Here is a 22,862-nt window from a genome sequence, read left to right as displayed (position 1 = left end):
TGGTCAGACGCATATTCCAAACAATGAGTGCCAGCGGACGAGCAATGATCATCCGCAGTGTTTTAGGTTTTGTGATTTATGCATGGTGTGGTGTAGCGATTATGCTCACCGCTCTTATCGCCATCAAATCAGCATTAGATGGCACCATGAATCTTGCCATAATTAGCGCAATTATAGCGGGATTACTTGTAATAAAAACAGGTGCTGGAATCGTTGCAGATAAGCAAAAACATCAGGCTGGGTTCGATTTAACTTTCCAAATTCGCTGCCGTATCGTCGCTAAACTCAAAAAACTCTCCCTGGGGTATTACACGAAAAGCAGACTAGGAGAAATCAGCGAAATCATCCACAAAGATGTGGACAATATGGAGTTAGTCGTCGGGCATTTATGGACGCGAATGTTTGCCGACATTATCGTCTTCATAACCATTCTTGCCGGTCTTAGCTATTTTGACTGGCGCATGACGCTACTTATGATTGCGGCGCTGCCGGTGGGCATAGTCTGGCTAGTGGTCGGGCTGCATCATGCACGACGTTTGGAAAAAGAAGTGGGCAACGCTGGGGCAAACGTAGCTAGTCTGTTCGTTGAATACGTGCGGGGTATGCCCGTGCTGAAAGCATTTTCACGAAGCCGTAGCTTGGATGAGCTGCTATCGAGTTCTGTAACCGATTTCGGGGTGGCCAGCACCCGTGCGGCACGTAATCGGGTCTTCGTGCTCTCCATCTACAACCTTATTGTTGACGTATCCTTCGTTATCGCCATCACAGGCGGGTTATTTATGGCACTAGCGGGGAAACTGGATATTTTTTCTTTCTTGGTTTTCGTCGTTGTGGCACCTGAACTGTACAAACCGTTCTTTGCCTTAGAAGGCCATTGGATGAACTATCTGAAAGCTGTTGACTCTTTTACAAGAATCTTGAAAGTAACCGAGGCTCCAGCCGTGAGCGAGGTTGAAAACCCGACTAAACCACACAGTTTCGATATCGAATTTGACCACGTCACGTTTTCTTACGACGGAAAGAATCTTCCGACATTAGCAGACGTGAGCTTCACGGTGCCGGAAGGAAGCCTGTGCGCCTTGGTTGGTGAGTCTGGGGCAGGGAAAACAACAATAACGAATCTGCTGCTTCGTTTCTGGGATGTCGATGCTGGTGCAATCAAAATAGGTGGCGTAGACGTGAGAAATATGCGCTATGACGACCTGCTTGAACAGACCAGCATTGTCATGCAAGACGTGAAACTTTTCGCCGACACGGTGGCAGGCAATATTCGTATCGGCAGGGCGGATGCAAGCGATGAGGATATTGTCAAGGCAGCAAAGGCAGCTCGACTACATGACTTCATTACAACCCTACCTGACGGCTATGACACGGTTCTGGGTGAAAACGGGGTGGGGCTTTCCGGTGGTCAACGACAACGCCTGTCCGTGGCCAGAGCCTTCTTGAAAGACGCTCCCATAGTTGTATTAGACGAACCCACAGCCAACGTCGACCCAATCAATGAAGCCTTGATGCAAGAAGCGATTACTGCTTTAACAAAAAACCGAACCGTTCTTGTCATCACCCATCGTCTTTCCACTGTTCAGTCAGCAGACCAGATACTGGTTCTTCACGATGGACGCATCATACAAAAAGGCACCCATCAACAACTCCTAGCCTCACCCAACGGACCCTACCGTCTTCTGTGGGACAAAACCCGCACAGGCAAGCATGCACCCTTAGAACCCCAAAACTTGGGGAGTGCCCGATGAGCGAGGCTTTGGCAATTTCATGTAAAGACTTGGAGTTTCGTTACGCAAACTCATCGACCAGCACTATTTCAGGAATAAACCTGGACATCAAAAAAGGTGAATTCATTGTCATATCCGGGCCTAGCGGGTCAGGAAAAACCACGTTTGCCCGCTGCCTGAACGGTTTAGCTCCCCGTTTCTGGGAAGGTGAAATCTCTGGCACCATTAGCCTCAACGGGCACGAGATCGCGAGTTTAGATATTGGAACAATTGGTGCCAGGTTAGCCACAGTGTTCCAAGATCCGCGCTCGCAATTCTTCATGACCAACACAGACAGCGAAATCGCGTTCGGCTGCGCGAACCAGGGCATGAGCCGGGAACAAACGCTGACGCGGGTTGCCGCCGCCTATAAGACAATGGCAATGGAAGATCTCAAAAACCGTAGCCTGTTCACGCTCTCCAGTGGGCAGCTACAAAAAATCGCTATCGGGTCTTGCTACGCAACCAATCCGGATATTTACCTGTTTGATGAGCCTTCAGCCAACCTTGATCTTGGGGCGACAAAGAAACTGGCCGAAGTTTTACGCACCCTAAAAAACAGAGGCAAAACCATAATCGTCATCGAGCACCGTCTGTTTTATCTCACTGACCTGCTCGATAGGTTCATCGTGTTTAACCACGGAGGTATCTCAGCCACCTATACCCGCACCCAGACTCACGCATTAGACGAACAATCCTTAGCGAATCACGGATTGCGGATTTTTGACCTTCGGAAACTATCTTGTAAAACCTCTAAATCCCAGACCGGTACTTCACAACTATCAAGCGAAGCAAACGGCATCGGAATTGACAATCTACGTTTTTCTCGCGCCCAGCGAAGCAACAAACCAAGAGCGTTCACACTAGGGCCGATAAACGCTAAAGCAGTGAGCGGTGAGGTCATTGCCATTGTTGGTGATAACGGAGCCGGGAAAACAACACTGGCAAGAATCTGCTGCGGTCTAGAAAAAGAATCCGACGGAAAAATACTCATCAACGGCAAACACCACACTCCCACCCATCGGCTAGGGAAAGCCACACTGGTAGTTCAAGACTCCGACTACCAACTATTCTCAGATTCTGTTGCTGATGAATTATCTATGGGAACGCAGAAACTAACAAAGACCCGGCAAGAAATCCTGGCTCAGCTCGGCCTAGAACAATTTACCGACACCCACCCGCAAGCGCTTTCTCGTGGCCAAAAACAACGCCTTACTATTGCGTGCGCAATAGCCAGCCAGGCGCAAATCCTTTTCCTGGATGAACCCACCAGTGGACTAGACAAACACAACATGACAGTAGTGGCACAACTGGTCAAAGACATGGCCAGTAGCGGACGCCTAGTGTTCCTTATATCTCACGACTTTGAGTTCCTCTGCGCGTGCGCAACCAGAATCTGGGTCATGCACGAGGGAAAAATCATAAAAGACCAATCTATGAGTGACCAGGCCATGGCTGTGCTTCGTGGGCAGTGGAACGAAAAAGTGAAAACAGGAGGGCTGTCGTGACTAAAACCCTCGATCCGCGCACAGTTCTAATCGTCGCAGCCATTATCGGCAGCCTATCCGTTTTCGCTAATCACCCCACCTCGGCTCACATAACTTTCGCTTTCGCAACACTGCTAGCGCTCGCTTTTGGTACCTGGCGTACCGCGCTCATCACAGCAGTAATCTACCTCGTGGCACAATCCCTTTCACACGCTGCCTGGCTTCTGGGAGGCCCCGCGTCCGTAGCCCTTGTCATGCTGGCCTACATGACACAAAAACTCTTAGTACTGGTCCTACTGGGATCGTTTGTATCTAAAACAACCACCCTGGAAGCTATCAGTGCAGCATTGGCGAAAATGAAAACACCTAGAACAATCACCTTGCCGCTGATGGTAATGTTCCGTTTCCTGCCAACCATCCGCAGCGACATACGCGCACTAACGGACAGCCTCAAAACCCGCGCAATCATCGATTCACCGCTGAAGTTATTTATCCATCCACTGCGATGGATAGAACTAGTCGCTGTCCCTCTACTGATGCGCGCAACCAAGATTTCCGACGAACTCACCGCGTCCGCACTCACCCGAGGACTAGGGAAAACCAAAAATCCCGCAATCATCTACTCGATGGGTTTCACCATCGCGGACCTTGCCCTATCAACCTGCGTCCTGCTAGTGACAGCTGCTGTCGGGTGGCTGCAAATGCAATCCAGTTAACACAACAAAATAACCCAATGAAAAGAGGAAATAATGCCAGACAACAATAAAACTACAGCTTTCATAGGTGTCAAAGATTTAGTCACCGTAGGTGTTTTCGCCGCAATCTCACTAGCAATATTCATCATCATAGGTGGCATCGCAGGCATGACCATCTTCGGAACCGTAGCCAATATCCCCATCGTCTGCCTTTTCACAGCCATTCCCTACCTGCTGCTCGCAGGCAAAGTAAAAAAGAAGGGCACTTTCCTAATCATGGGGACAATAAACGTGTTGCCCGGACTCATGGTAGGAAACTTGATTGGTGTGGTCCTTTGCATTGCTGGATGGGCCATAGCAGAAGCAGTAGCCACAGCAGGAAAATATGCAAGCACCAAAACCCTAGTGGCAGCCTACACCGTAGGTTGCACCATCCAATCGGCCGGCTTCACCTTCCCCATGTACTACTCGAGTGTTGAATACCTAACCGACCGAAAAGAAATGCTGCACCTATCTGAGGAAATGCTCAACCAATACCTCAACCTGTTCTCATGGCCGCTCTACGGCGCAATGGTGGCACTGACCACAATAACCGCACTCATCGGATCTCTATTCGCCCTACGCCTACTCAAAAAACACTTCGTGAAAGCCGGACTACTAGACACGCGTGATTAGCGTCTTCTGTACTCTCCAAGAGCGAAGAGCGCCAGCTGAGCATTTGGGAAATCAATATGCAACTAAACTGAACTTTCAGCTGCACCCACGCCCACACAATTTGCACCCAAAAAGATGCCCCTGCACCCAAAACTGCATCTCTGCACCCAAAACTGAACTTGTATCAAAATGAACGTCTAAGTAACAACGTTCAAAACCTCAGCGTTTGCTGAGGTTTTGAACGTTTTAGTTTGGGGAATTGAACCCCCGTAGCGCGATGGCAGCGGCGGTAAGCCGCGTGAGCCACCGCGCAACAGTGCGGAGGCGATTAAGCGAAGGCAACGATTTGCCTTCACCGCCGGAGCGCCTCTAAGCGTGCTTGCGCGCTCGTTCCCCCACCTCCACCACGCCCCTGTTGAAGTCAAAACAATTTCAGCACGGATTTTTATGCCCTTTTCGGCTAGTTCCGGTTGTAGAGGAGCGCGCCGCCCGGTTTGCCCCCGGTTATCCTGGTGAGGTGCCGCTGGGTGCAGTCAAAGAGTTGTGAGCCGGGGGATGATGACGCGGTCTACCAGTTTCATCAACTCGGTTTTGTCGACTTTGCCGCGCGTCAGGATGTCCGCCAGCAGCAACAGCATCGGGAATCGAATGTAAGACGGATCCAACACCGCTTCGCTCAGTTCGCCGCGCGCTATTGCTGCCCGATAGAGACGAGTGACGGCTACAAATCCGGGGTGAACTGTTACGGCAGAGAAATGCTCACGTTGTTGCGGGCTTGCCTCCGAAAGAACGCCCAGCACGGTGACGATTTCAATATGTTCCATCCAGCGTTTCATGACGTTAATCAGATTCATAAAGTCCTTGCGCAGCGATGTAGAATCCTGCAATTCGGTCAGAAAGGCGGGTGCGGTGCGAACTGCTGCAAATGTCACCATTTCCGACCGTGTAGTGAATCGCCGATAGAGGACGGGTTTGCTGGTTTTCGCGCGGCGTGCCACTCCCTCGAAGGTGAGGTTTTGGTAACCGTGTTCGGTAAGTTCTGCCATGATTGCTGCGGCTAGCGCGTCAAGCAGTTCCTCTCCGGTGCGGCGTTTGGATTGCATACCTCGATTGTAGGTGATTTTTCTACATAGATACGCATCGTTTCTAAATCTGTTATGATTAGTAAGAAACGTTCCGTGTCTGCAATGGAGGTTTTGGTGTCGCTCAGAGCCACACTCGCTGAACTTGAAAACTTCCGTGTGCGCGGCGTAGTGCGCGCACTAGCTGGGGCATTACGCGCTAATTCCGGGGAGGACAGCAATGAAAACCGGTGAAACACCTGTCGTGTCAGCTGTGGTCGTGGATGACTTAGTGGTTACCCGCGGCAAAGGCAAAGCTCGCAAAGAAATTTTGCACGGCATCTCTTGTGAGCTGCCCACCGGGTCGATAACGGGGCTGCTCGGTCCGTCAGGGTGCGGCAAAACGACGTTGATTCGCACGGTTGTCGGTGCCCAGCACATCACTTCGGGCAGCGTGAGGGTTCTGGGCGAGTCTGCCGGCACCCCTAGGCTGCGCCGTCTGGTTTCCTATACGAGTCAAAATCTCTCGATTTATCCGGATATCTCGGTAGCCGATAATGTCACGTATTTTGCCCGGCTGGCGGGGGCGGGCAGCTCCAGCGTGACTGAGGCTATCGAAACGGTGGGGCTCGACGAGCAACGCGACCAGCTGGTGTCCACGCTTTCGGGCGGTCAAGCCTCGCGCACTTCCCTGGCATGCGCCCTGGTGGGAAAGCCGCAGCTGTTAGTCTTGGACGAGCCGACTGTTGGCCTCGATCCGCTCACTCGTGAATCCCTGTGGACCACGCTTCGCAATCTTGCCAATCGCGGGGTGACCTTGCTGGTTTCGAGCCACGTGATGGACGAAGCGCGGCATTGCGACAGCGTGTTGCTGATGCGCGATGGGGAGTTCCTCGCCCACGAACCTATTGCTCACCTGCAAGAACGAACCCGAACAACCAACGCGGAGGACGCCTTCTTGGCGCTGGTGAAACAGCAAGACCACGAGGAGGCAAACCGATGAAACTCGCTACCGTTTCGAGGATTAACGCCCAGTTGCGTCATGACCCGCGCACTGTCGCGCTTGTGCTGGTCGTACCCGCACTCCTCTTGACGTTGCTATATTTCGTGTTTGTCGATGTTCAAGTGCCCCCGGGAGCGCCAGCACCGTTTGATCGGATTGGGTCGATTATGCTCGCAGTGCTTCCCATGTTGATGATGTTCATCATCACTTCGGTGGTGATGCTGCGGGAACGCACCATGGGTACTTTGGAACGATTGCTGACCACGCCGGTGAGCAGGTGGAATCTAATAGGCTCGTATGCGCTGGTATTTTCGCTGCTGGCGTTGGCGCAAGCGGTTATTCTCGAGGTGTTGATTCTCGGGGTGTTCGGGGTGGAGATTGAAGGCAGCTGGTGGACGTTGCTCCTGGTAGCGGTGGGTGACGCTCTGCTTGGCGTGTCGTTCGGGCTGTTGGCGAGCTCTTTTGCCACCACCGAGTTCCAGGCAGTGCAGTTCATGCCGGTTTTCATCGGTCCGCAACTGCTGCTCTGCGGACTCTTTGCCCCCGTGGACTCCATGCCCGATGTGTTGGAGGTGATTGCCCGGTGCTTGCCGATGACCTGGGCTGCTGACGTGGTAAATACCGTCATTGAAGACGACGCTCTCGCCTGGGGGGAATGGATTCGCCTGGGAGGGCTCTTTGTGGTCTCGCTTGCCGTTCTTTTTCTCGCTTCTCTCACGATGAAGCGAACGGTGAAGTAGCCGGGGCGGGGACGTCCCGGGCTCGGTGAAGCCCCGAGTCTGGTGGTTGCGGTTCGATTCACACCCGAAGAACTGGCGAGGCTTGATGCCCGCGCCGAAGCCAGGCATGTGACTCGTTCGGCCCTGATTCGCGAGGCAGCCTTGGCGTGAGCCTCAATATTTGGAAAACCGCTCGCAAACACGCTAAAAAGCAGCTCATCAACGACGATGACATCCTGCAAGTTGCCACGTTTCCACACGGGATTTAGCCCCTCGATGAGGAAAACCCGCAGCGGAAACTGCGTCTCGGTTTCGACACCAAAGGGCGCGTCTTGGAAGTCGTTGTTTTAACTTTCGACAGCGGCAACGAACTGATTATTCACGCCATGAAAGCCCGTGAGCCATACCTCACGCTCCTAAAGTGACACCGCAGCCCTTCATGCTCTCACGCGCCACATCGAAATCGGCACTGGTGTGCCGTTCTAGCCCTAACCCCGTTTACGGTTAATATCCGTAATCGCGCACATGAACTCCCGCTCGCCATCCAGACCAATCTTCAAACCAAAACCCTCAGCCATGGTTTTTGCCCTACTTTACCTGCGTGATTATGAGAAAATGCAGGTTGATAAATAGCACTTTTTACACTAAGGAGATGCCCGATGGAGACTGCTGCGATTACTGAGTGGATGTTCATTGAAGAAGTGCCGATTCCCGCCGATGTAGGCGAACTGCTTATTCAAGGAGAACAGCCTTATGCGGCATTTAAGACCTTTAGAGATTCGGCAATCTTTACTTCAAAGCGGTTAATCGTTCGAGATGCTCAGGGGATGACAGGCAAGAAAGTAGAGATTTACTCCTTGCCTTATAGCGTAATCAATATGTGGTCAACCGAGAACGCTGGAAAACTTCTCGATTTAACTTCTGAAGTTGAACTATGGACACGTGCAGGACACATCAAAATCAAACTCGGCAAGAAAATTGATGTCCGCCGTATTGACTCCCTGATCGCCAACTTCGTCCTCAACCACTAAATCCCGAGCTGAACCACGTCATCAATCATCAAATGTTGTGCTGGTTTGGCGAGACCATTTTGTCGCCAACATTCGATTAAAGGTACGCGACGGTTTTCTCGGTGTTCTGTGTGGTCCCCGCTTCAGCGGGTGAAGAGTGTGGCGATACCGGACAGGACAGACGCCAAAAACACTACCCATACCGTGCTGAGCAGCCACTTTTTGCACTTGTCGCGGGCTTTGATGTAGGGCTTCAAATCCTCCGTACCGGGGATGACCCACGCATCGGTACGCCCCACCCAGTATTCATCGATAAAGAAACGGTCGATGAGGCCCATGATGAACAATATTGCCGCTATCTGCCAGAATCCTGCCAGAAACCCTCTGGCGCCGTTGATTGCATAAACGCAGACCAGCGCGTAAATGATGTAGCCGGGAATACAAGTTGCTTTGAAAATCACGCGGTCGCGCTTGATTCTCTCGGGCGTGGTCAGTCCCAACTTCACGCACCGTTCCCGCACTTCGGGAGGGTAAAGATACACCATATTCACCGGGCTTTTGCGGATGCCGACGACGCAGACCAGAACCAGTAGCGCGCCCAAAACGAGCCCTTCTAAGACAATTTGTAAGACCATCGTTGCCCCTCCGTTGCGCTATCCAATGCGGGTTTTAATTCTAATCATGCGCAAACCTGCTGCGGATCACTTCTTGTAGCTGCCGTTCGGGTTAAGAGGGTCTCTTTTTGTGTGAGGGGTTTGGTTTAGACATCATAAGTGATGTGTTGAGTGCGGAAAACCCCACCAAAGAACGACCGAGAGAAGCGCGATGGTGCAGACGACTAAACTTCAAACGAGCTTCGGAAACGCCGAGTTTCAGACAATGATAAAACATGATTCTGGGCAGTTCCTGGTCTTCACGGCTGAGGCGGGCGAGGGCATTGAAGTGCGTTACCAAGACGGCACGATTTGGCAGACGCAAAAGCTGAGGCACAGCTATTTGATGTGGATGTGAGGACTATCAGTGAGCATTTGGGAAACATTTTTGTTTCCGGGGAATTGCAGGAAAATTCAGTTATCCGGAAATTCCGGATAACTGCCAGTGATGGTAAATCATATGTGACGAAGCATTACAACACTGACTGAAGAAGCAACTATTGGAATTTTTCCAATAGTTCGCCAAGAAGGCTCACGCCAGGTCGCGCGGCAGATTCAGCACTACAACCTGGACGCGATTATCTCGGTCGGCTACCGCGTGAACTCCATTCGCGCCACCCAGTTCCGCCAGATGACTTCCGATTTTGCCCAAAACGCCAGCTATCGGTCCGACTTCGACAAGTTCGCTGCCAAATCCTTGAAGGTTCGCAGCCACCGCGATGAGTAGAGGAGAAACCCCATAAGGTCGCGGCATTCACCCAACCCCAAGCCCCGCACGTGACTTGTGCAACAGTCTCGCGTCCGGCTCGTACTTCAGCTCCCGCCTGCCGGCGCAATCTTTGCACCCAGCAGCGCGGTTATTTACCGTCTCTGCCAGGATTTATCCTAGGCAAGGCTTGAACGTGAACTGTTTGGTGCCTTCCTCGTCGACCTCGGTCGCGGTGACTCCATAGACTTCATGAATGAGCTCGGGGGTGAGGATTTCTTTGGGAGCGCCTTTGGTGTAAAGCTGCCCGTCTTTGATGATAATTGCCTGGTCGCAGTATCGAGCGACGAGATTGAGGTCGTGCAAAATGATGACCGCAGTATCACTCACGGTTTTAATAATGCTCAAAATTTGGTGCTGATATTTCACATCCAGATGGTTGGTGGGTTCATCTAAGAGGATGCATTTGCACTGTTGAGCGAGTGCGCGCGCGATGAGCACGCGTTGGCGTTCCCCGCCGGAAAGCGTGTCGATGTAACGGTCTGGTGCGTAATTCATGCCGACCGCACTAAGCGACTCCTGCGCAATCTCATGGTCAGCTGCACAATAGCCCTGTACATCACGAAGATGTGGGGCGCGCCCGAGTAACACTACGTCGATGACGCGAGTTCTTTCCATGTCAGGCTCGAACTGGGAGACGACCGCGATACGCCTGGCGACTTGACCGGGGCGGAGCTTGTCCAGATCCTGACCATTGAGGACGATTCTCCCCTCAGATAGCTTTTGCGCTGCGAACATGGTCCTCATCAGGGTAGTTTTCCCAGAACCATTAGGTCCCGCAATGCCCAAGATTTGTCCGGGCGGGACATCAAAGGACACTTGGTTGAGGACGAACTTCTCGCCGAAGCGAACGCTCGCATTTTCTATCTTGAGGGGAAAATCAATCATCTGTTTACTTCTCTAGTTTTTTCAACTGGTCAGCCAGTTCGAACGTTCCGTAAATTGCCGTGGGAGAGGCGTATGCGACTGCTGATTCAGCGTAGATAATGTTGCCATTTTTGACGGCTTTCATGTCTTTGAAGCCGGGAATCTTTTCCAGTCGTGCCAGCGAACTTTCTTTGGTGGCGCCACCCATACCCGTGAGCAAGACAATGACATCGGGATCGGATTTAACAAATGCCTCAGGCGCGATTGGACCTTGGTGCGGGTGATAGTTCGGGTCGATGGCAGTAGTTAAATCAAGTGTCTTATTGATTTCTCCCATGACCCCTTTATTGCCGTAGCTGAATAGGTCAGCGTCCTCGCCGTAGTAGTAGGCGTAGGAAACCTTGCGACCGTCACCAATTTTCTCTTTGCTAATTTGCGCCAGCTTTGATTTGAGTTCAGAAACTGTCGCATCAGCTTTTTCGGAAGTTCCCATGACTTTTCCGAGCTGGGTAATTTCACCCAAGATGGTGTCGAACGACTCGTCATCTTTCTGATCTGGATAGAAATAGGAGCACTCGCTCGCGTCCACGACGGCAGGGATTCCCTTTTCTGCTACGGATTTCGGGGCAGTGTTTTCGGAGCTGAATCCGCCACCGTAAGCCAGGTCTGGCTTTCGCTTCATAAGTCCTTCCAAGGAGATTGATTCCGTAGACAGCACTTTAATCTGGTCGGCTTTCTTTCCAATCCACGCGGGAGGTTCCTCACCCCATTCATTAGCCCGACCAATGATGGATTTCTCTGCCCCGGCAGCATACAGGTAGGCGAGACCGGTCACACCCATCGAGACGACCTTCTGCGGGTGAGTCTTAAAAGTTGTTTCAACACCACAATTTTTGATGGTTATAGAATCGTCAGAGCTACCGCTGGCGGAGTGATGAGCTCCCGAGCAGCCTGCCATCATGCTGGCAGCAAGGCATACGCCGAGTGCGCCACCAACGATTTGTGTTTTATTCATGGATATTCCTTTCTATTTAGAGTATTTCTTGATTAAAGCCATCAGCATCGGGGTTCCCACCAGCGCGGTCAAAATTCCGATAGGTATTTCAGCAGGGCGAATGACTATGCGGGTACAGGTGTCTGCAATAACTACGAGTAACGCACCACAGAGAGCCGCGATAGGTAACGCCGCCCTGGTGGAGGAGCCGACAAGTTGTTTAGCGACATGGGGAACCACAAGTCCGACGAACCCGATTGCGCCGGTCAGCGAGACTAATACAGCGATGCTCAGGGCCACTATGAGAAACAACAGGTTTCGATAAATCCGTGGACTGGTCCCCAGCGAGATTGCCGCGTCGTCTCCCAAATTGAGGATGTCGACTCGTCTGCCCCAAATCATGAAACTCGTTATTGCAGCCGCTACCACAATGCCGGCAAGGGCGACGTCATGCCAGCTTGCGTTAGAAAGTGATCCTAAAGTCCAGAACATTACGGATTTGGTTCCCGCGGCAGTCTTAGCCATGAGAGTAATGAGGCTGGTTGCCGCAGAAAAGAAATAGGTCACCGCCATACCGGCAAAAATGATGCGGGTAGGAGTGATTCTCCCCCCGGCAGAAGCCAGCAGCGTCACCAGGAAGATAGAGATTAGCGCCCCCAAGAAAGCACCAATGGTGATCCCCAGTGCGGAAAGGATGCTGCTTGACGCCCCGAATACAATCACAGTTGCCGCACCGGTGGAAGCCCCCGAAGAAATACCCAGAATGTAGGGATCCCCGAGGGGATTACGCAGCAATGACTGGGTGATTACGCCGCAGGTACCCAACCCGGCGCCAACGATTGCCCCGAGAACCGCTCGGGGGAACCTCACTTGTCCGATGATTTGAGTATCAACATCATCCGTGGCACGTCCCGTGAGCGTAGCATTGATGCCCTCCAGGGCGGCAGATAAGGAAACGTCGGTGGCGCCTACGATGACCGCAACTACGATGGAGCAGGTCAAGGCGACTATCAGTGCAATCCCCAAAATCAGACGTTGCCTGTGTTTCGTCAACATGTTGCGTGGATATCCTTCGAATTTATTGGCAATGCAGGCGATTGGTCAGCATCGCAAATCACACTGGTAACCGATGGTGTCGGGGGATTACATGCGGTTTACGCCCAAACGATAGTGGGAGATGGGCAATAGGTCTGTCCTCGCGTGGTGTGAAAACGGTTTTCCCACCGAACCTCCTCTGGTTCTAAACGTTGTGGTGTCTCTCGAGGTCTAGGAGAAACTGCGTGAGCTACGCTAAGGTTAGCATAACCTAAGCAATACTTAAAGGTAAGGTTGGGTTGATAGAAAGGCAAGCGTAATGGATGCGCTCGGAATCGTTAGAGTTGGAGAGAGATAGGCAATCGTGTTTACCAAGCAACGTTTAGTGATGCGCGCCGCAGGAGTGTCCGTGTGGCTGCTGACCCCTGCCGTCTTGGTCGGAGTCCTGGTTTCCGCAATATATATTTCAACCGCGATTTGCAACGCGACGCTATTCAATGAACTTCTCGATACCCGACGCGTTCCCACCATTGTGGGATTGATTATTGCTATAGCAATCCTCTTGATAATTCGCCCGATGCTAGAAGTCTCAGGTCAGATTTTGCAAAATCGAGCCGGTTTGGTGGTAAAAAGTCGATTACGCCAAGCTCTGCTAAAGGAACTTGATGCGCGCGGTCCGATGCGGGGCGGGCTGGGGCGTTCGGGGCAAATCCAGTCGGTGCTCACTGACGGGGTTGAGGCGATAGAACCCTATTTTGTCAAATATTTCACCCAATTAGCAGTCACGACGATAACTGCGATAGCGCTAACTGGAGCTATAGCCAGTATTAGCCCTGTAATCGCGGGAGTACTGTTAGCTTGCGGGATTGCTATTGTCGCTATTCCGCGGTTGTGGGATAAAGCCTTGGCTGACCGTGGGCAATCGCATTGGATAGCATACGAAAATCTCAATGCTGATTTCGTAGATGCCATGATGGGAATGCCTACTTTGAAATCATTCGGGGCAGCGAAAAATCATGGCGAACAATTAGAGAAGCAATCGAGTCAGCTGTTGAAGACAACCATGGGTCAGCTGCGACTCTCGTTGGGAGAGACAGGTCTGTCCGGAATGATGAAAGTGCTCGGTCCTGCCCTCGGACTGGTGATAGCAATCTCTTTGATTCGCTCAGAAGCGATGCCAATCAGTAACCTGTTTGTGATTACGTTGTTATCCATTGAGCTATTTCGTCCATTTACCGCATTATCTTCGTGTTGGCATGAGGCTTTTTTTGGAATTTCCGCCCTGCCCGCTATGAGCGAGCTATTTGACCAAACCTCAGCCCAGCCCGTCAAAGTTCACACTGACCAAATCGTCCCGGAAAGTAGCGCCGTCGCCTTTACCAACACCTCTTACACGTATCGGGGCGCCACAAAACCGGCACTTGTGAAAGTCACGTTCGCTGCCCCTCCGGGAAAAACCACCGCATTAGTGGGGCTATCGGGTGCCGGGAAGTCCACCGCACTAGGGTTATTGATGGGGTTCGACCGTCCCGATAGTGGCACCATCACCATTGGAGGTGTTCCGGCAGATGGCTTAGACATTGCCCGCACGGTCACTTTGGTTCCACAAGACCCCATTATTTTCCCCGGCACGGTAAGGTCAATCCTCTCTGAAGCTAACCCAAAGGCAAACGAAACCGAGATGATGACGGCACTCGACCTGGCTTGCGCCACAAACTTGCATCCCGATTACGATGCGGAGGGGGAGAGCGCCAGCATCCTTAATCTCAATATTGAAGAACACGCTAAAAACCTGTCAGGAGGGCAAAAACAGCGCCTGGCAATTGCCCGAGCTCTCATTCGCCAATGCCCCCTGTTGGTGCTGGATGAATCAACCTCTGGACTCGACACCCAGACGGAAACAACTGTGCTGGCAAATATCCGTCGCGCCTATCCCGATCTAACTTTAATTCTCGTCACGCATCGGATTGATGCGGCGAAACAAACAGACCATGTCGTGGTAATGGGGGAGGGTCAAGTGCTTTGCGCGGGTAATCCCCGGACCCTGTCCCAGGAAGATAATGCCTGGTCACGATTGATTAGTGCGCAGTTAGGAGAGTAACCCGCGATGAACTCGGTGTTTAGTGATTTCCTCGTCCTGATGAAGCGGTTGCGCGAGTGCGTCCCGCTTTTCATCGCTGCCACCATCGTGACCGCGCTTGCACAAATTAGCGTAGTGGGCGTGGCGGTTAGTTCAGTGTGGATTTCGACGAAATTCATACTAAACTCAACGACCCCCCTGCACCTGCTATTCGTGGTGATGTTCACCCTGGTAGTGGTACATGCGGCGAGTACGCTTTTTGAGATTTGGTGGTCGCATGAAGTGGCGTATCGAATTCTGCATACTTTGCGGGTACATATTTATAACGCCATAGAACGCATCGCCCCCCTGGGACTGCAGGGAAAGCGCACCGGTGACGTCGCCTCGGCAGCCATGAACGATGCGGAACAGCTGGAATGGTTTTACGCACACACGGCTTCCACCGCGATTTGCGCTATCTTTACACCTACATTATTCACTGCTGTGCTGGTGACTTTGATTGGTCCGCTGGGGCTGATAATGCTGGTGGTAACCGCAGCCATGATTGCATTTCCTTTCGCTCTGATGTCCATTCAGCGTAGACAAGGCAAAAGACTGCGCAACCAGCTGGCGCAGCTGCGCGTAGCCGTACTGGATTCTATTCAAGGGCAGCGCGAGTTACGTTCTTTAGGGATGGTGGATAAACAGAATGAATTTATCCTCGACTTGACGCGGCAAGTGCAGGATACGAAAAATTCCCAAACGATGCGGAAGTCTTGGGAATCAGCCTTTTCCACCACCGTAACCACGATAGGTTCGACGATACTGCTGGTAGTCCTGACCGGATGGGTGCTGGTAGGAAAAATAGACTCGGCCTTGCTGCCAGTAGCGGTAGTTTTGGCAGGGTTAATCCCCACTCCCGCGACAACGCTGGTAGGAATGTTGGGACGGGTCGGGGAAATCAGCGCGTGCGCCCGTCGGATCAATCTCATTCTCGACGCGGTGGATCCCATCCCTTCCCTGCCGGAAACGAATCACCCTATTCATGAGTCAGAAGCAAATCACCTTGTCGTTGACGATGCGGAGTTTGCGTATCAGGATGAGACTCCGGTCATTCATAAAGTGAGTCTGACGGCGACTCCCTGCCGTTCAATCGCCATCGTCGGTAAATCCGGAGCCGGAAAAACTACGCTCGCGAATCTCGCAATGCGCTACCTTGACCCGCAGCAAGGTGAGTTGCGTTTTGATGGAAAGAGCCTTCGTGCCTATCAACCAAACCAATATCGCGAAAGGCTCGCTCTGGTTCCACAAGACTGCCACATATTTGCGGGAACTGTCCGCGACAACCTAGCTTTAGCTAATCCCCACGCCTCTGATGAGGATATTTGGGCAGCCCTGAGCGAAGCTGACATTAGTGAGCTAATCACTGCGCTAGGTGGGCTGGACGCAAGAATCGGCGACCGAGGCACCACTCTCTCTGGCGGGGAACGTCAACGTATCGGCATCGCCCGTGCTTTCCTCCGCCACCCGGACATGCTCATACTCGATGAGCCGTTAGCCAACATCGATCCGTTCCTGGAAGCATCTATTGCAGCCAACATCAGACGTGCCAGAGCTGACCGCACGACTATCGTTATCGCACATCGGCTCGCTTCTATCCGCATCGCTGATTACATCATCGTTCTAGACGATGGTCGGGTTGTCGCACGAGGAACCCATGAACAGCTTAAGCGTGAACCAGTCTACAGAACGCTTTTGGGGCAACAGATTACTTAACTGAGGTTTTCCCCTGATAGCCGCGCGAACATCCTGGTGAACGCCCGTGACTACCCTGGTGCATCCACGAACCGCCCTGGTGAACACCACGAATGACCTTAGTTTGCAACCCGATGGTGCGCGGGATAGCTGCCAGGGGCGAGCGGCAGGAAGGTATATCCGTTTTGCTTGCCCCAGTCGATGACCTGGGGCATGGCGTCGACGGTGGTGGGATGGGTGTCGTGGCAGAGGACTACTGACACCGATTTTCCTGGCACTCCGGCAGTAATTTTTTGAAAGACCGAAGCGCTGTTGGTGTGACCCGAAGCGTCCCCACTATCTACGTTCCAATCAAAATAGGTGTAGCCTTTCACACCCATGAGTTTGGTCAGGCGGCTCATGATTCCGGGCGTGTAGTTGCGGCTCACGGTGTTGGAGCTGCCTCCGGGGAACCGCATAATCTTGGTGTCCTGCCCGGTCTGGTCGCGAATCAGCTGTGCTATGCGGTCGAAGTCTGCCCAATAAGCAGCTTCGCTAGAGTAAATCTGGGAATACTGGTGAGTATAGGTGTGGATTCCTATCGAGTGACCTTCTCGATAGGCGCGTCCAATCAGGTCGGAGTGCCCCATCATATTGGTCACAAAGAACGTTGCTTTCACGCCTTTATCAGCCAAAATATCCAACAGGTGTGCCGTCGCCGGACCAGGTCCATCGTCGAAAGTCAGATAGATAGCTTTGTCCAAGCCTGCCGCCGGGTCGGCGTTAGGGGCAGCAGACGGCATCACGGTGACCTGACGGGTTGCCGTGCCTAGGTTTCCGCTGGAGTCAGAGACTTGATAGTGCAGTGTGTATGACCCCGCCACGTTTACATTGACCTGACCGCCTACCTGGACTTTTGCGGTCAAATCGCCGTCCACATTATCTGTTGCGGAATAGGAGTCCTGCCAGGGAATGCCATAAGGTAGTTTGATTTCTTCCCCACCGTCGATTGTGATGTCGGGTGGCTGGGAATCCCGGACGATAACTTTGCGAGTCTTTTTGCCCTCGGTTCCGTGGTATTTCGCTGCATAAGTGATTTCATAAGTGCCGATTTTGGAAGTATCGACTTTGCCGGTGCGATGTAGCTTGAGGTCATCGTGAGTAAACGTGAACAGGGTGCTGGTCCCATAAGCGGTGGCGCCGGGGTCTTTCCAGGCGTTGCCGTATTCAACAGTGCTGGTGGAATCGCCTTTTAAAGCAATGACGACTTCCCACTTGTTAGTCAGATACATGGTGATTCCGCCGACCGCGACGGCGACAGAAATGACTGCCAGGATGCTGGCAATCCAAATCTTAGATTTCTTGCTCACTTAGCTACCCCTAACGAGCAACACTTTACCAAAGAACCATGCCCCGATTGCCGGATTTCGCCCACATCCGCTTTGGATTTGGAAATCTGGGTAGGGGTCATGAGTCTGGCAGATTCTCCAGAGGTCACGAAATCTGTATCCGTTACGGCGTTGAGATGTTCTCATGAATGAATCTAAAAACCTGCAGATGCGGGAGTATATTACAGCTTGGCACTTAATGGTGTCGTGACAGTGACCATGGCTTCGTGGGGTGTTGACATGGTGAATGAAAACAATGAGCAGGACCGGGGGGTCACCAGCGCTGAGATTTCCGAACTGAAACAACCGATTGGGGAAAAGCACACGCTGTGACTTAGGTTAGACTAAGTAAGCAGTTATTGCTCACGCAGATACACACAGGACGGTAGTTCATGAGTCATCATCAAGAAGGTCAGGATTCTCGCAATCCTCACGAGTTGTGCGGTTCTAACGGGCATTCAGCGGGGCATTCCCACCCTCATGCCCACTCTCACGCTCACACTCATACACACTCTCACGAGGCCGGTCGCGGACAGCTCCGGGCAGCTCTGGCGGTGACTTTCACGGTGTTGCTGGCAGAGATTGTCGGCGCAGCCCTGACCGGCAGCTTGACCCTGCTGGTGGATTTGGGGCATATGCTTACCGACTGTGCGGGTCTGACTTTTGCGCTGGTGGCAGCCAGTTTGCAGCATCGTCCAGCGACGGATCGTCTCACGTGGGGGTGGCGGCGCGCGGAAGTTATTTCTGCGGCATTGCAGTCTCTGCTGCTGATTTGCATCGGTGTGTTTGCGTCTATCGAAGCCATTAAACGCCTGATACACCCCGAAACCATCGAAGCTCAGGCGCTGCTGGCAGTGGGTATTATTGGTCTGCTGGGCAACCTCATCAGCCTGACTATCCTGTTGAGTTCTCGACAAAATAACCTGAATCTGCGTGCTGCGTTCCTGGAGGTCTTGAATGATTCCCTCGGTTCCGTAGCGGTTATCATCAGCGCAGTGGTGATGCGCTTGACCGGGTGGATTCAGATTGATTCCGTGACGGCGCTGGTAATTGCTGCGCTTATCGTGCCTCGTGCCATCATGATTTTGCGTCCGGCGGGGGCAATCTTGTTGGAATCCACTCCTCCGGATTTGGATTTGGATCAGGTCCGGGCACACCTGTTGGAGCTGCCGCATGTCTTAGCCGTACATGACCTGCACGCTTCTGCAGTTTCCTCGGATTTGCCGGTGTTGAGCGCTCACGTAGTGTTGGCTGATGAATGTTTCCATGATGGACATAGTCTCGAGATTTTGAGCGAAATTGAGAACTGCCTGCAGAATCATCACGGCATCTCGATTTTCCACACCACCGTCCAGTTGGAACCGGCGTCACGCGCCCAACTGCACCGCGATAACTGGCACTAAATCCCGCCCCACCTGGCTTAATAGAGAAAATTTGAACGCTATAACCCCAAACTTGTGGCGCTTATAAACCTAAATTTAGGGCTACGACAATCAATAAAATGTGGCGTCTAAATTGGTGAGAGCGATATTCTGTCCATCGCGAACGCGGCGGACAGAATATCCCCAAAAGCTAACATCTCTAGAACGCGACTTTGCCGATGAGAGCGATGGCGCACAAAATCACTGCCACCGGTACGTAGATGAAGCGCCCCACCGATAGCCAGAAAGTCCCTCGAGGTCGCGCGGCGCCTCGATTAATCGCTTCCAACAATTCGTCCTTTTTCATGACCCAGAACCAGGTGATTGCGCCCAAGGTTGCCCCGAGGGGAATGATGTAAATCGACACCAAATCCATCCACGGACCCCAGGAGCTAATCGCCTCCATGCCCAAGCCCACCCCGAGAGCGAGCACGCACAAGACAACCAGTACCGCCACGCGGTTCAGGCGTGGGAAACGGTGCAGCAGTGATTCACCCACGACTTCAAACATATTCTGCAGTGAGCTAACCCCGGCAAAAATCATGGCAACATACAGAATCACAGCGAACAATTGACCGAGCGGAATATCTTGCATGATGGCGGGCAGGGTCACGAACAGCAGCCCTGGTCCGGCACCCACGTCGGTGTTAAAGGCAAAACATGCGGGAATGATGACCAGTGCTGCCACTACAGCCGCGAGAGTATCAAAGAAACCGGTACGCTGCGAAACTTTCACCACGTCCTCGTCATCAGGCAGGTAGGCGCCGTAAACAATCATGCCGCTACCGGTAATGGAGAGGGAAAAGAACGCTTGTCCCATCGCCCACACCCACACGATAGGGTTAATGAGTGCCTCCCAGCGCGGGGTGAACATAAAGATATACCCTTCGACAACGCCAGGCATCAGCGCCACACGAATCGCCAGAATCACAAAGATTACAAAGAAAACTGGCATCATAATGCGGTTGGTTTTCTCGATGCTTTTCGCGCCGAGAAACAGGGTAACCAGTGTACCTACCACAACGATGATGTGGAACGGCACGACCGAAAAGCCAGTTCCTGAAAAACTTTCAAACCATTTTTCGGTATTAGTCTGCATCAGATTTCCGGTCAGGGAATCAAACAGAGCTTTGCACACGTATGCCACAATGACGGCGTAACCGATTGCAATACACAGCGAGCCAACCAAAGGTAACCAGCCCAACGCACTTCCGACCTTGGCTGCCCGATCCCCACGAGTGGCCCAAGCGGACCGGTAAGTACCCAACGTTCCGGTACGAGCACGCCTCCCGTTAGCAAACTCAGCGGGCAGACCCACGTAGGTGAACAGCAAGACAAAGAAAATATAGATAAGCAGGAAAGCGCCCCCGCCATTATTGCCGAGCTTATAGGGGAAGCCCCACACATTAGCCATACCCACAGCGGAACCGACCGAAGCCAGGATGAATCCCCAGTGGGTAGCGAAGCGGTGCACAGTCTGAGCGCCGTGGTGACCGGGCACAGGCGGTACGGTGCTGCTGGGCGCGGTTGACTCGGAAGAGGAGTGAGGAGTTGTCACGAGGTTTCCTTATCTAGCTCAAAATCCGGTGAGGCGTGATTATGCCAAGGTTTTTCCTTATCGTAGTCGAAAGGGTGGTGAAACAGGGAATTTCTGCCGTCTCGGGATTGGCTGGGGTGAGCGGAGGTCTTGCCATCGTGCTGGGTTGGAAGGTGCGTGCAAAATCGCTGTTCTGCGGTTTATGGAGCGAGCTGATAGCCTGAATAGGTCGATTCTATGTCTGAATCGGCGAGATGAAAGGAAAATATTGATGGGACAGCTCATTGGAATGATTGTGACCGGCGCGGTGATTGGTGCTTTGGCGAGACTCTTTAAGCGCGGAAAGCAGCCCATCGGTATCTTGTGGACCATCATCCTCGGGGCGCTTGGCGCGGGTATCGGCGGTTGGCTGGTGCGCATGTTTGGCTACCAAAATGCCAATGGTGGGGTGCAGTGGATTCAGTGGATTGTGTCTGTTATCGTGGCCATGATTCTCATCGGGATTTATATGGGTGTTACCGGGAAAAAGAAATAACACTGCAGTGAGCCGGCAAAAGGTCAGTAAATAATTACGGTGGGGAAAGCTAGGATAGCTTCATGAGTGATTTCCCCCTGACTTTTCCAGTACGCATCTTGCTGCTTGGCTCGGGTGAGCTGGGCAAAGAACTGACGATTTCCCTGCAAAGGCTGGGTTGCCACGTCATCGCTTGCGATTCTTACGCGGGGGCGCCAGCGATGCAGGTTGCTACCGCAAAGCGCGTGTTAGATATGACCGATACCACCGCCCTTGCCGCTGTGATTGAGTCGGAGCGTCCTGACCTGATTGTTCCCGAAGTTGAAAAACTCGCCTCCAGTGCATTGGTAGCGGCGGCGAGGCAGGGAACACGGGTAGCTCCCTCCGCACGAGTGGTGGAACTGACTTTTGACCGCCAGGGCATCCGCACTTTGGCAGCCACGACGGCGCAAGTCCCGACCTCACCTTTTGCCTTCGCTGACTCGTTGGCGGCACTGCAAGAAGGAGCCGCAAAGGTCGGGTTTCCCTGTTTCGTAAAGCCCACTATGTCCTCATCGGGGCACGGTCAGTCTCGTGTCGAACGCGCCGAGGATTTGCCCGCCGCGTGGAGAGAAGCCTGTTCCGGGGCCCGCGCCGATACTGGAAGGGTCATTGTCGAGGGCGAAATCGCTTTTGATTATGAAATCACCCTGTTGAGTGTACGCCACCGGGATCCGAGCGAACCGACACAGGTCCGCACCAGTTTTTGCGCACCCATCGGACACCGCCAGTCCGCGGGAGATTACGTGGAATCCTGGCAGCCCCAGGCGATGAACCCGGAAGTCCTCAAGAAAGCCCAGAACATTGCCAAAAAAGTCCTCGATGCGTTGGCGGAGGATACCGCACGGGCGGCCGCAGCGAGCGGCAAGTCAGCAAACGCAGACGGCGAAAACCCGATGCTGGGCATTTTTGGGGTCGAGATGTTTGTCAAAGGAGAGGACGTGTACTTCTCGGAGCTTTCCCCGCGCCCTCACGACACCGGCATGGTCACTATGATTACCCAGCCGCAAAACGAGTTTGATCTGCACACCAGGGCGATTTTGGGGCTGCCTGTGGACACGTCCATGTTTCCCGAGGTCGCCGCGGGCGCATCTGCGCCCTTGAAATCTGCAGTTGAATCCGCATCGCCGTGTTTCACCGGGGTGGACGCGGCTTTGCGGACGAGCACGGATGCGCAGCTGAGAATTTTTGGAAAACCAGAGGCTCACGTCGGCAGACGCATGGCGGTGGCCCTGGCTGTCGGAGCTGATACCGACCGGGCGCGCGCGAAAGCCCGCGAGGTCATCAGCAAAATCACCATTCACGAGGGGTGAACGCGACTTTTCCGGTGGGGTTTCGCGGGGAGCGCGAGCGTGCGCGGTGTTTTCATGACGGGCGCATAGGCAGCTGAACTGACCGGTCAGTTCAAATTTTATTACGCACGGAAGTAAGCCCCGTGCAGGGGCATAATTTCCTGA

General features: G+C 52.9%; 24 protein-coding genes. 17 read left to right on the top strand and 7 right to left on the bottom strand.

The genetic code is table 11. From position 1 onward, the window contains the following. Positions 1-23: 23 nt before the first annotated feature. The 4 genes from HMPREF0576_RS05330 to HMPREF0576_RS05315 are packed head-to-tail and all read left to right on the top strand — an operon-like array spanning position 24 to position 4,626. A complete protein-coding gene (locus tag HMPREF0576_RS05330; RefSeq protein WP_245527344.1) occupies positions 24-1,751 on the top strand; it encodes an ABC transporter ATP-binding protein in 1,728 nt (575 codons plus the stop codon). After that, positions 1,748-3,277, top strand: a complete 1,530-nt coding sequence (locus tag HMPREF0576_RS05325; protein ID WP_004011018.1) for an ABC transporter ATP-binding protein — start codon at positions 1,748-1,750, stop codon at positions 3,275-3,277. The genes HMPREF0576_RS05330 and HMPREF0576_RS05325 overlap by 4 nt, the downstream gene beginning before the upstream one ends. Further along, positions 3,274-3,972: an energy-coupling factor transporter transmembrane component T gene (locus tag HMPREF0576_RS05320; RefSeq protein WP_004011017.1), complete on the top strand. Its 699-nt coding sequence runs from the start codon at positions 3,274-3,276 to the stop codon at positions 3,970-3,972. The genes HMPREF0576_RS05325 and HMPREF0576_RS05320 overlap by 4 nt, the downstream gene beginning before the upstream one ends. Before the next feature lie 33 nt (positions 3,973-4,005). Further along, the gene (locus HMPREF0576_RS05315; protein WP_004011016.1) at positions 4,006-4,626 is read left to right on the top strand and encodes an MptD family putative ECF transporter S component; all 621 of its coding nucleotides are present in this window, start codon (positions 4,006-4,008) and stop codon (positions 4,624-4,626) included. A gap of 512 nt (positions 4,627-5,138) precedes the next feature. Here the strand turns inward: HMPREF0576_RS05315 and HMPREF0576_RS05310 are convergent. Then, complete coding sequence (locus HMPREF0576_RS05310) at positions 5,139-5,708, bottom strand: TetR/AcrR family transcriptional regulator (protein ID WP_004011015.1); 570 nt, start codon at positions 5,706-5,708, stop codon at positions 5,139-5,141. Positions 5,709-5,907: 199 nt separating this feature from the next. Here HMPREF0576_RS05310 and HMPREF0576_RS05305 point away from each other — a divergent pair, with 199 nt between their 5' ends. The 4 genes from HMPREF0576_RS05305 (at position 5,908) to HMPREF0576_RS05290 (ending at position 8,419) form a co-directional block, all read left to right on the top strand. Continuing rightward, the gene (locus HMPREF0576_RS05305) at positions 5,908-6,669 is read left to right on the top strand and encodes an ABC transporter ATP-binding protein (RefSeq protein WP_004007229.1); all 762 of its coding nucleotides are present in this window, start codon (positions 5,908-5,910) and stop codon (positions 6,667-6,669) included. Continuing rightward, the gene (locus HMPREF0576_RS05300; protein ID WP_004011013.1) at positions 6,666-7,409 is read left to right on the top strand and encodes an ABC transporter permease; all 744 of its coding nucleotides are present in this window, start codon (positions 6,666-6,668) and stop codon (positions 7,407-7,409) included. Before HMPREF0576_RS05305 ends, HMPREF0576_RS05300 begins: the two co-directional genes overlap by 4 nt. A 42-nt stretch (positions 7,410-7,451) precedes the next feature. Beyond that, entirely contained in the window at positions 7,452-7,559 is a 108-nt protein-coding gene (locus tag HMPREF0576_RS09175) for a plasmid mobilization protein (RefSeq protein WP_245527343.1), read from the top strand. 488 nt (positions 7,560-8,047) lie between these two features. After that, positions 8,048-8,419: a PH domain-containing protein gene (locus HMPREF0576_RS05290; protein ID WP_004007226.1), complete on the top strand. Its 372-nt coding sequence runs from the start codon at positions 8,048-8,050 to the stop codon at positions 8,417-8,419. Positions 8,420-8,541: 122 nt separating this feature from the next. On the opposite strand, the gene HMPREF0576_RS05285 is transcribed toward HMPREF0576_RS05290, so the two are convergent. Next, positions 8,542-9,033: a hypothetical protein gene (locus HMPREF0576_RS05285; RefSeq protein WP_004011012.1), complete on the bottom strand. Its 492-nt coding sequence runs from the start codon at positions 9,031-9,033 to the stop codon at positions 8,542-8,544. A gap of 190 nt (positions 9,034-9,223) precedes the next feature. Here HMPREF0576_RS05285 and HMPREF0576_RS09660 point away from each other — a divergent pair, with 190 nt between their 5' ends. After that, a complete protein-coding gene (locus HMPREF0576_RS09660; RefSeq protein ID WP_004011011.1) occupies positions 9,224-9,409 on the top strand; it encodes a virulence RhuM family protein in 186 nt (61 codons plus the stop codon). Positions 9,410-9,523: 114 nt separating this feature from the next. Then, the gene (gene rhuM / locus HMPREF0576_RS09655; RefSeq protein WP_425357322.1) at positions 9,524-9,778 is read left to right on the top strand and encodes a RhuM family protein; all 255 of its coding nucleotides are present in this window, start codon (positions 9,524-9,526) and stop codon (positions 9,776-9,778) included. Between the two features lie 153 nt (positions 9,779-9,931). On the opposite strand, the gene HMPREF0576_RS05270 is transcribed toward rhuM, so the two are convergent. The 3 genes from HMPREF0576_RS05270 to HMPREF0576_RS05260 are packed head-to-tail and all read right to left on the bottom strand — an operon-like array spanning position 9,932 to position 12,734. Continuing rightward, positions 9,932-10,705, bottom strand: a complete 774-nt coding sequence (locus HMPREF0576_RS05270; protein ID WP_004011009.1) for an ABC transporter ATP-binding protein — start codon at positions 10,703-10,705, stop codon at positions 9,932-9,934. A gap of 4 nt (positions 10,706-10,709) precedes the next feature. Next, entirely contained in the window at positions 10,710-11,699 is a 990-nt protein-coding gene (locus HMPREF0576_RS05265) for an ABC transporter substrate-binding protein (RefSeq protein ID WP_004011008.1), read from the bottom strand. 12 nt (positions 11,700-11,711) lie between these two features. After that, a complete protein-coding gene (locus HMPREF0576_RS05260) occupies positions 11,712-12,734 on the bottom strand; it encodes a FecCD family ABC transporter permease (RefSeq protein WP_004011007.1) in 1,023 nt (340 codons plus the stop codon). 343 nt (positions 12,735-13,077) lie between these two features. Here HMPREF0576_RS05260 and HMPREF0576_RS05255 point away from each other — a divergent pair, with 343 nt between their 5' ends. Further along, complete coding sequence (locus HMPREF0576_RS05255; protein WP_004011006.1) at positions 13,078-14,814, top strand: ABC transporter ATP-binding protein/permease; 1,737 nt, start codon at positions 13,078-13,080, stop codon at positions 14,812-14,814. 6 nt (positions 14,815-14,820) lie between these two features. Beyond that, positions 14,821-16,548, top strand: coding sequence for an ABC transporter ATP-binding protein (locus tag HMPREF0576_RS05250; protein WP_004011005.1), 1,728 nt, complete (start codon positions 14,821-14,823; stop codon positions 16,546-16,548). Positions 16,549-16,646: 98 nt separating this feature from the next. On the opposite strand, the gene HMPREF0576_RS05245 is transcribed toward HMPREF0576_RS05250, so the two are convergent. Continuing rightward, entirely contained in the window at positions 16,647-17,876 is a 1,230-nt protein-coding gene (locus HMPREF0576_RS05245; protein ID WP_004011004.1) for a polysaccharide deacetylase family protein, read from the bottom strand. 225 nt (positions 17,877-18,101) lie between these two features. Here HMPREF0576_RS05245 and HMPREF0576_RS09610 point away from each other — a divergent pair, with 225 nt between their 5' ends. Together HMPREF0576_RS09610 and HMPREF0576_RS05240 are read left to right on the top strand one after the other, a co-directional pair. Further along, complete coding sequence (locus HMPREF0576_RS09610; protein ID WP_281023758.1) at positions 18,102-18,227, top strand: hypothetical protein; 126 nt, start codon at positions 18,102-18,104, stop codon at positions 18,225-18,227. 59 nt (positions 18,228-18,286) lie between these two features. Beyond that, positions 18,287-19,297 (top strand): cation diffusion facilitator family transporter, encoded by a 1,011-nt coding sequence (locus HMPREF0576_RS05240; RefSeq protein ID WP_004011002.1) that lies wholly within the window; start codon positions 18,287-18,289, stop codon positions 19,295-19,297. A gap of 178 nt (positions 19,298-19,475) precedes the next feature. On the opposite strand, the gene HMPREF0576_RS05235 is transcribed toward HMPREF0576_RS05240, so the two are convergent. Beyond that, positions 19,476-20,873 (bottom strand): sodium-dependent transporter, encoded by a 1,398-nt coding sequence (locus tag HMPREF0576_RS05235; protein ID WP_036324279.1) that lies wholly within the window; start codon positions 20,871-20,873, stop codon positions 19,476-19,478. Between the two features lie 41 nt (positions 20,874-20,914). On the opposite strand from HMPREF0576_RS05235, the gene HMPREF0576_RS09400 reads away from it, so the two are divergent. From HMPREF0576_RS09400 to purT, 3 genes are all read left to right on the top strand, one after another. Then, positions 20,915-21,076 (top strand): hypothetical protein, encoded by a 162-nt coding sequence (locus HMPREF0576_RS09400; RefSeq protein ID WP_004007163.1) that lies wholly within the window; start codon positions 20,915-20,917, stop codon positions 21,074-21,076. A 47-nt stretch (positions 21,077-21,123) separates the two neighbouring features. Next, positions 21,124-21,387, top strand: coding sequence for a GlsB/YeaQ/YmgE family stress response membrane protein (locus HMPREF0576_RS05230; RefSeq protein WP_004007162.1), 264 nt, complete (start codon positions 21,124-21,126; stop codon positions 21,385-21,387). Positions 21,388-21,449: 62 nt separating this feature from the next. Then, the gene (gene purT / locus HMPREF0576_RS05225) at positions 21,450-22,718 is read left to right on the top strand and encodes a formate-dependent phosphoribosylglycinamide formyltransferase (protein ID WP_004010998.1); all 1,269 of its coding nucleotides are present in this window, start codon (positions 21,450-21,452) and stop codon (positions 22,716-22,718) included. Positions 22,719-22,862 lie beyond the last annotated feature (144 nt).

It is taken from the genome of Mobiluncus holmesii ATCC 35242 (assembly GCF_000185445.1).
Classification (GTDB): Bacteria; Actinomycetota; Actinomycetes; order Actinomycetales; family Actinomycetaceae; genus Mobiluncus; species Mobiluncus curtisii.
This window is presented reverse-complemented; position numbering and strand designations above follow the sequence as displayed.

Bases quoted from the DNA above. Each gene is read 5' to 3' on its own strand.
- HMPREF0576_RS05330 (WP_245527344.1), top strand. From the start codon at position 24: ATGAGTGCCAGCGGACGAGCAATGATCATCCGCAGTGTTTTAGGTTTT.
- HMPREF0576_RS05325 (WP_004011018.1), top strand. From the start codon at position 1,748: ATGAGCGAGGCTTTGGCAATTTCATGTAAAGACTTGGAGTTTCGTTAC.
- HMPREF0576_RS05315 (WP_004011016.1), top strand. From the start codon at position 4,006: ATGCCAGACAACAATAAAACTACAGCTTTCATAGGTGTCAAAGATTTA.
- HMPREF0576_RS05310 (WP_004011015.1), bottom strand. From the start codon at position 5,708: ATGCAATCCAAACGCCGCACCGGAGAGGAACTGCTTGACGCGCTAGCC.
- HMPREF0576_RS05305 (WP_004007229.1), top strand. From the start codon at position 5,908: ATGAAAACCGGTGAAACACCTGTCGTGTCAGCTGTGGTCGTGGATGAC.
- HMPREF0576_RS05300 (WP_004011013.1), top strand. From the start codon at position 6,666: ATGAAACTCGCTACCGTTTCGAGGATTAACGCCCAGTTGCGTCATGAC.
- HMPREF0576_RS05290 (WP_004007226.1), top strand. From the start codon at position 8,048: ATGGAGACTGCTGCGATTACTGAGTGGATGTTCATTGAAGAAGTGCCG.
- HMPREF0576_RS05285 (WP_004011012.1), bottom strand. From the start codon at position 9,033: ATGGTCTTACAAATTGTCTTAGAAGGGCTCGTTTTGGGCGCGCTACTG.
- HMPREF0576_RS09660 (WP_004011011.1), top strand. From the start codon at position 9,224: ATGGTGCAGACGACTAAACTTCAAACGAGCTTCGGAAACGCCGAGTTT.
- HMPREF0576_RS05270 (WP_004011009.1), bottom strand. From the start codon at position 10,705: ATGATTGATTTTCCCCTCAAGATAGAAAATGCGAGCGTTCGCTTCGGC.
- HMPREF0576_RS05265 (WP_004011008.1), bottom strand. From the start codon at position 11,699: ATGAATAAAACACAAATCGTTGGTGGCGCACTCGGCGTATGCCTTGCT.
- HMPREF0576_RS05260 (WP_004011007.1), bottom strand. From the start codon at position 12,734: ATGTTGACGAAACACAGGCAACGTCTGATTTTGGGGATTGCACTGATA.
- HMPREF0576_RS05250 (WP_004011005.1), top strand. From the start codon at position 14,821: ATGAACTCGGTGTTTAGTGATTTCCTCGTCCTGATGAAGCGGTTGCGC.
- HMPREF0576_RS05240 (WP_004011002.1), top strand. From the start codon at position 18,287: ATGAGTCATCATCAAGAAGGTCAGGATTCTCGCAATCCTCACGAGTTG.
- HMPREF0576_RS09400 (WP_004007163.1), top strand. From the start codon at position 20,915: ATGCCAAGGTTTTTCCTTATCGTAGTCGAAAGGGTGGTGAAACAGGGA.
- HMPREF0576_RS05230 (WP_004007162.1), top strand. From the start codon at position 21,124: ATGGGACAGCTCATTGGAATGATTGTGACCGGCGCGGTGATTGGTGCT.
- purT (WP_004010998.1), top strand. From the start codon at position 21,450: ATGAGTGATTTCCCCCTGACTTTTCCAGTACGCATCTTGCTGCTTGGC.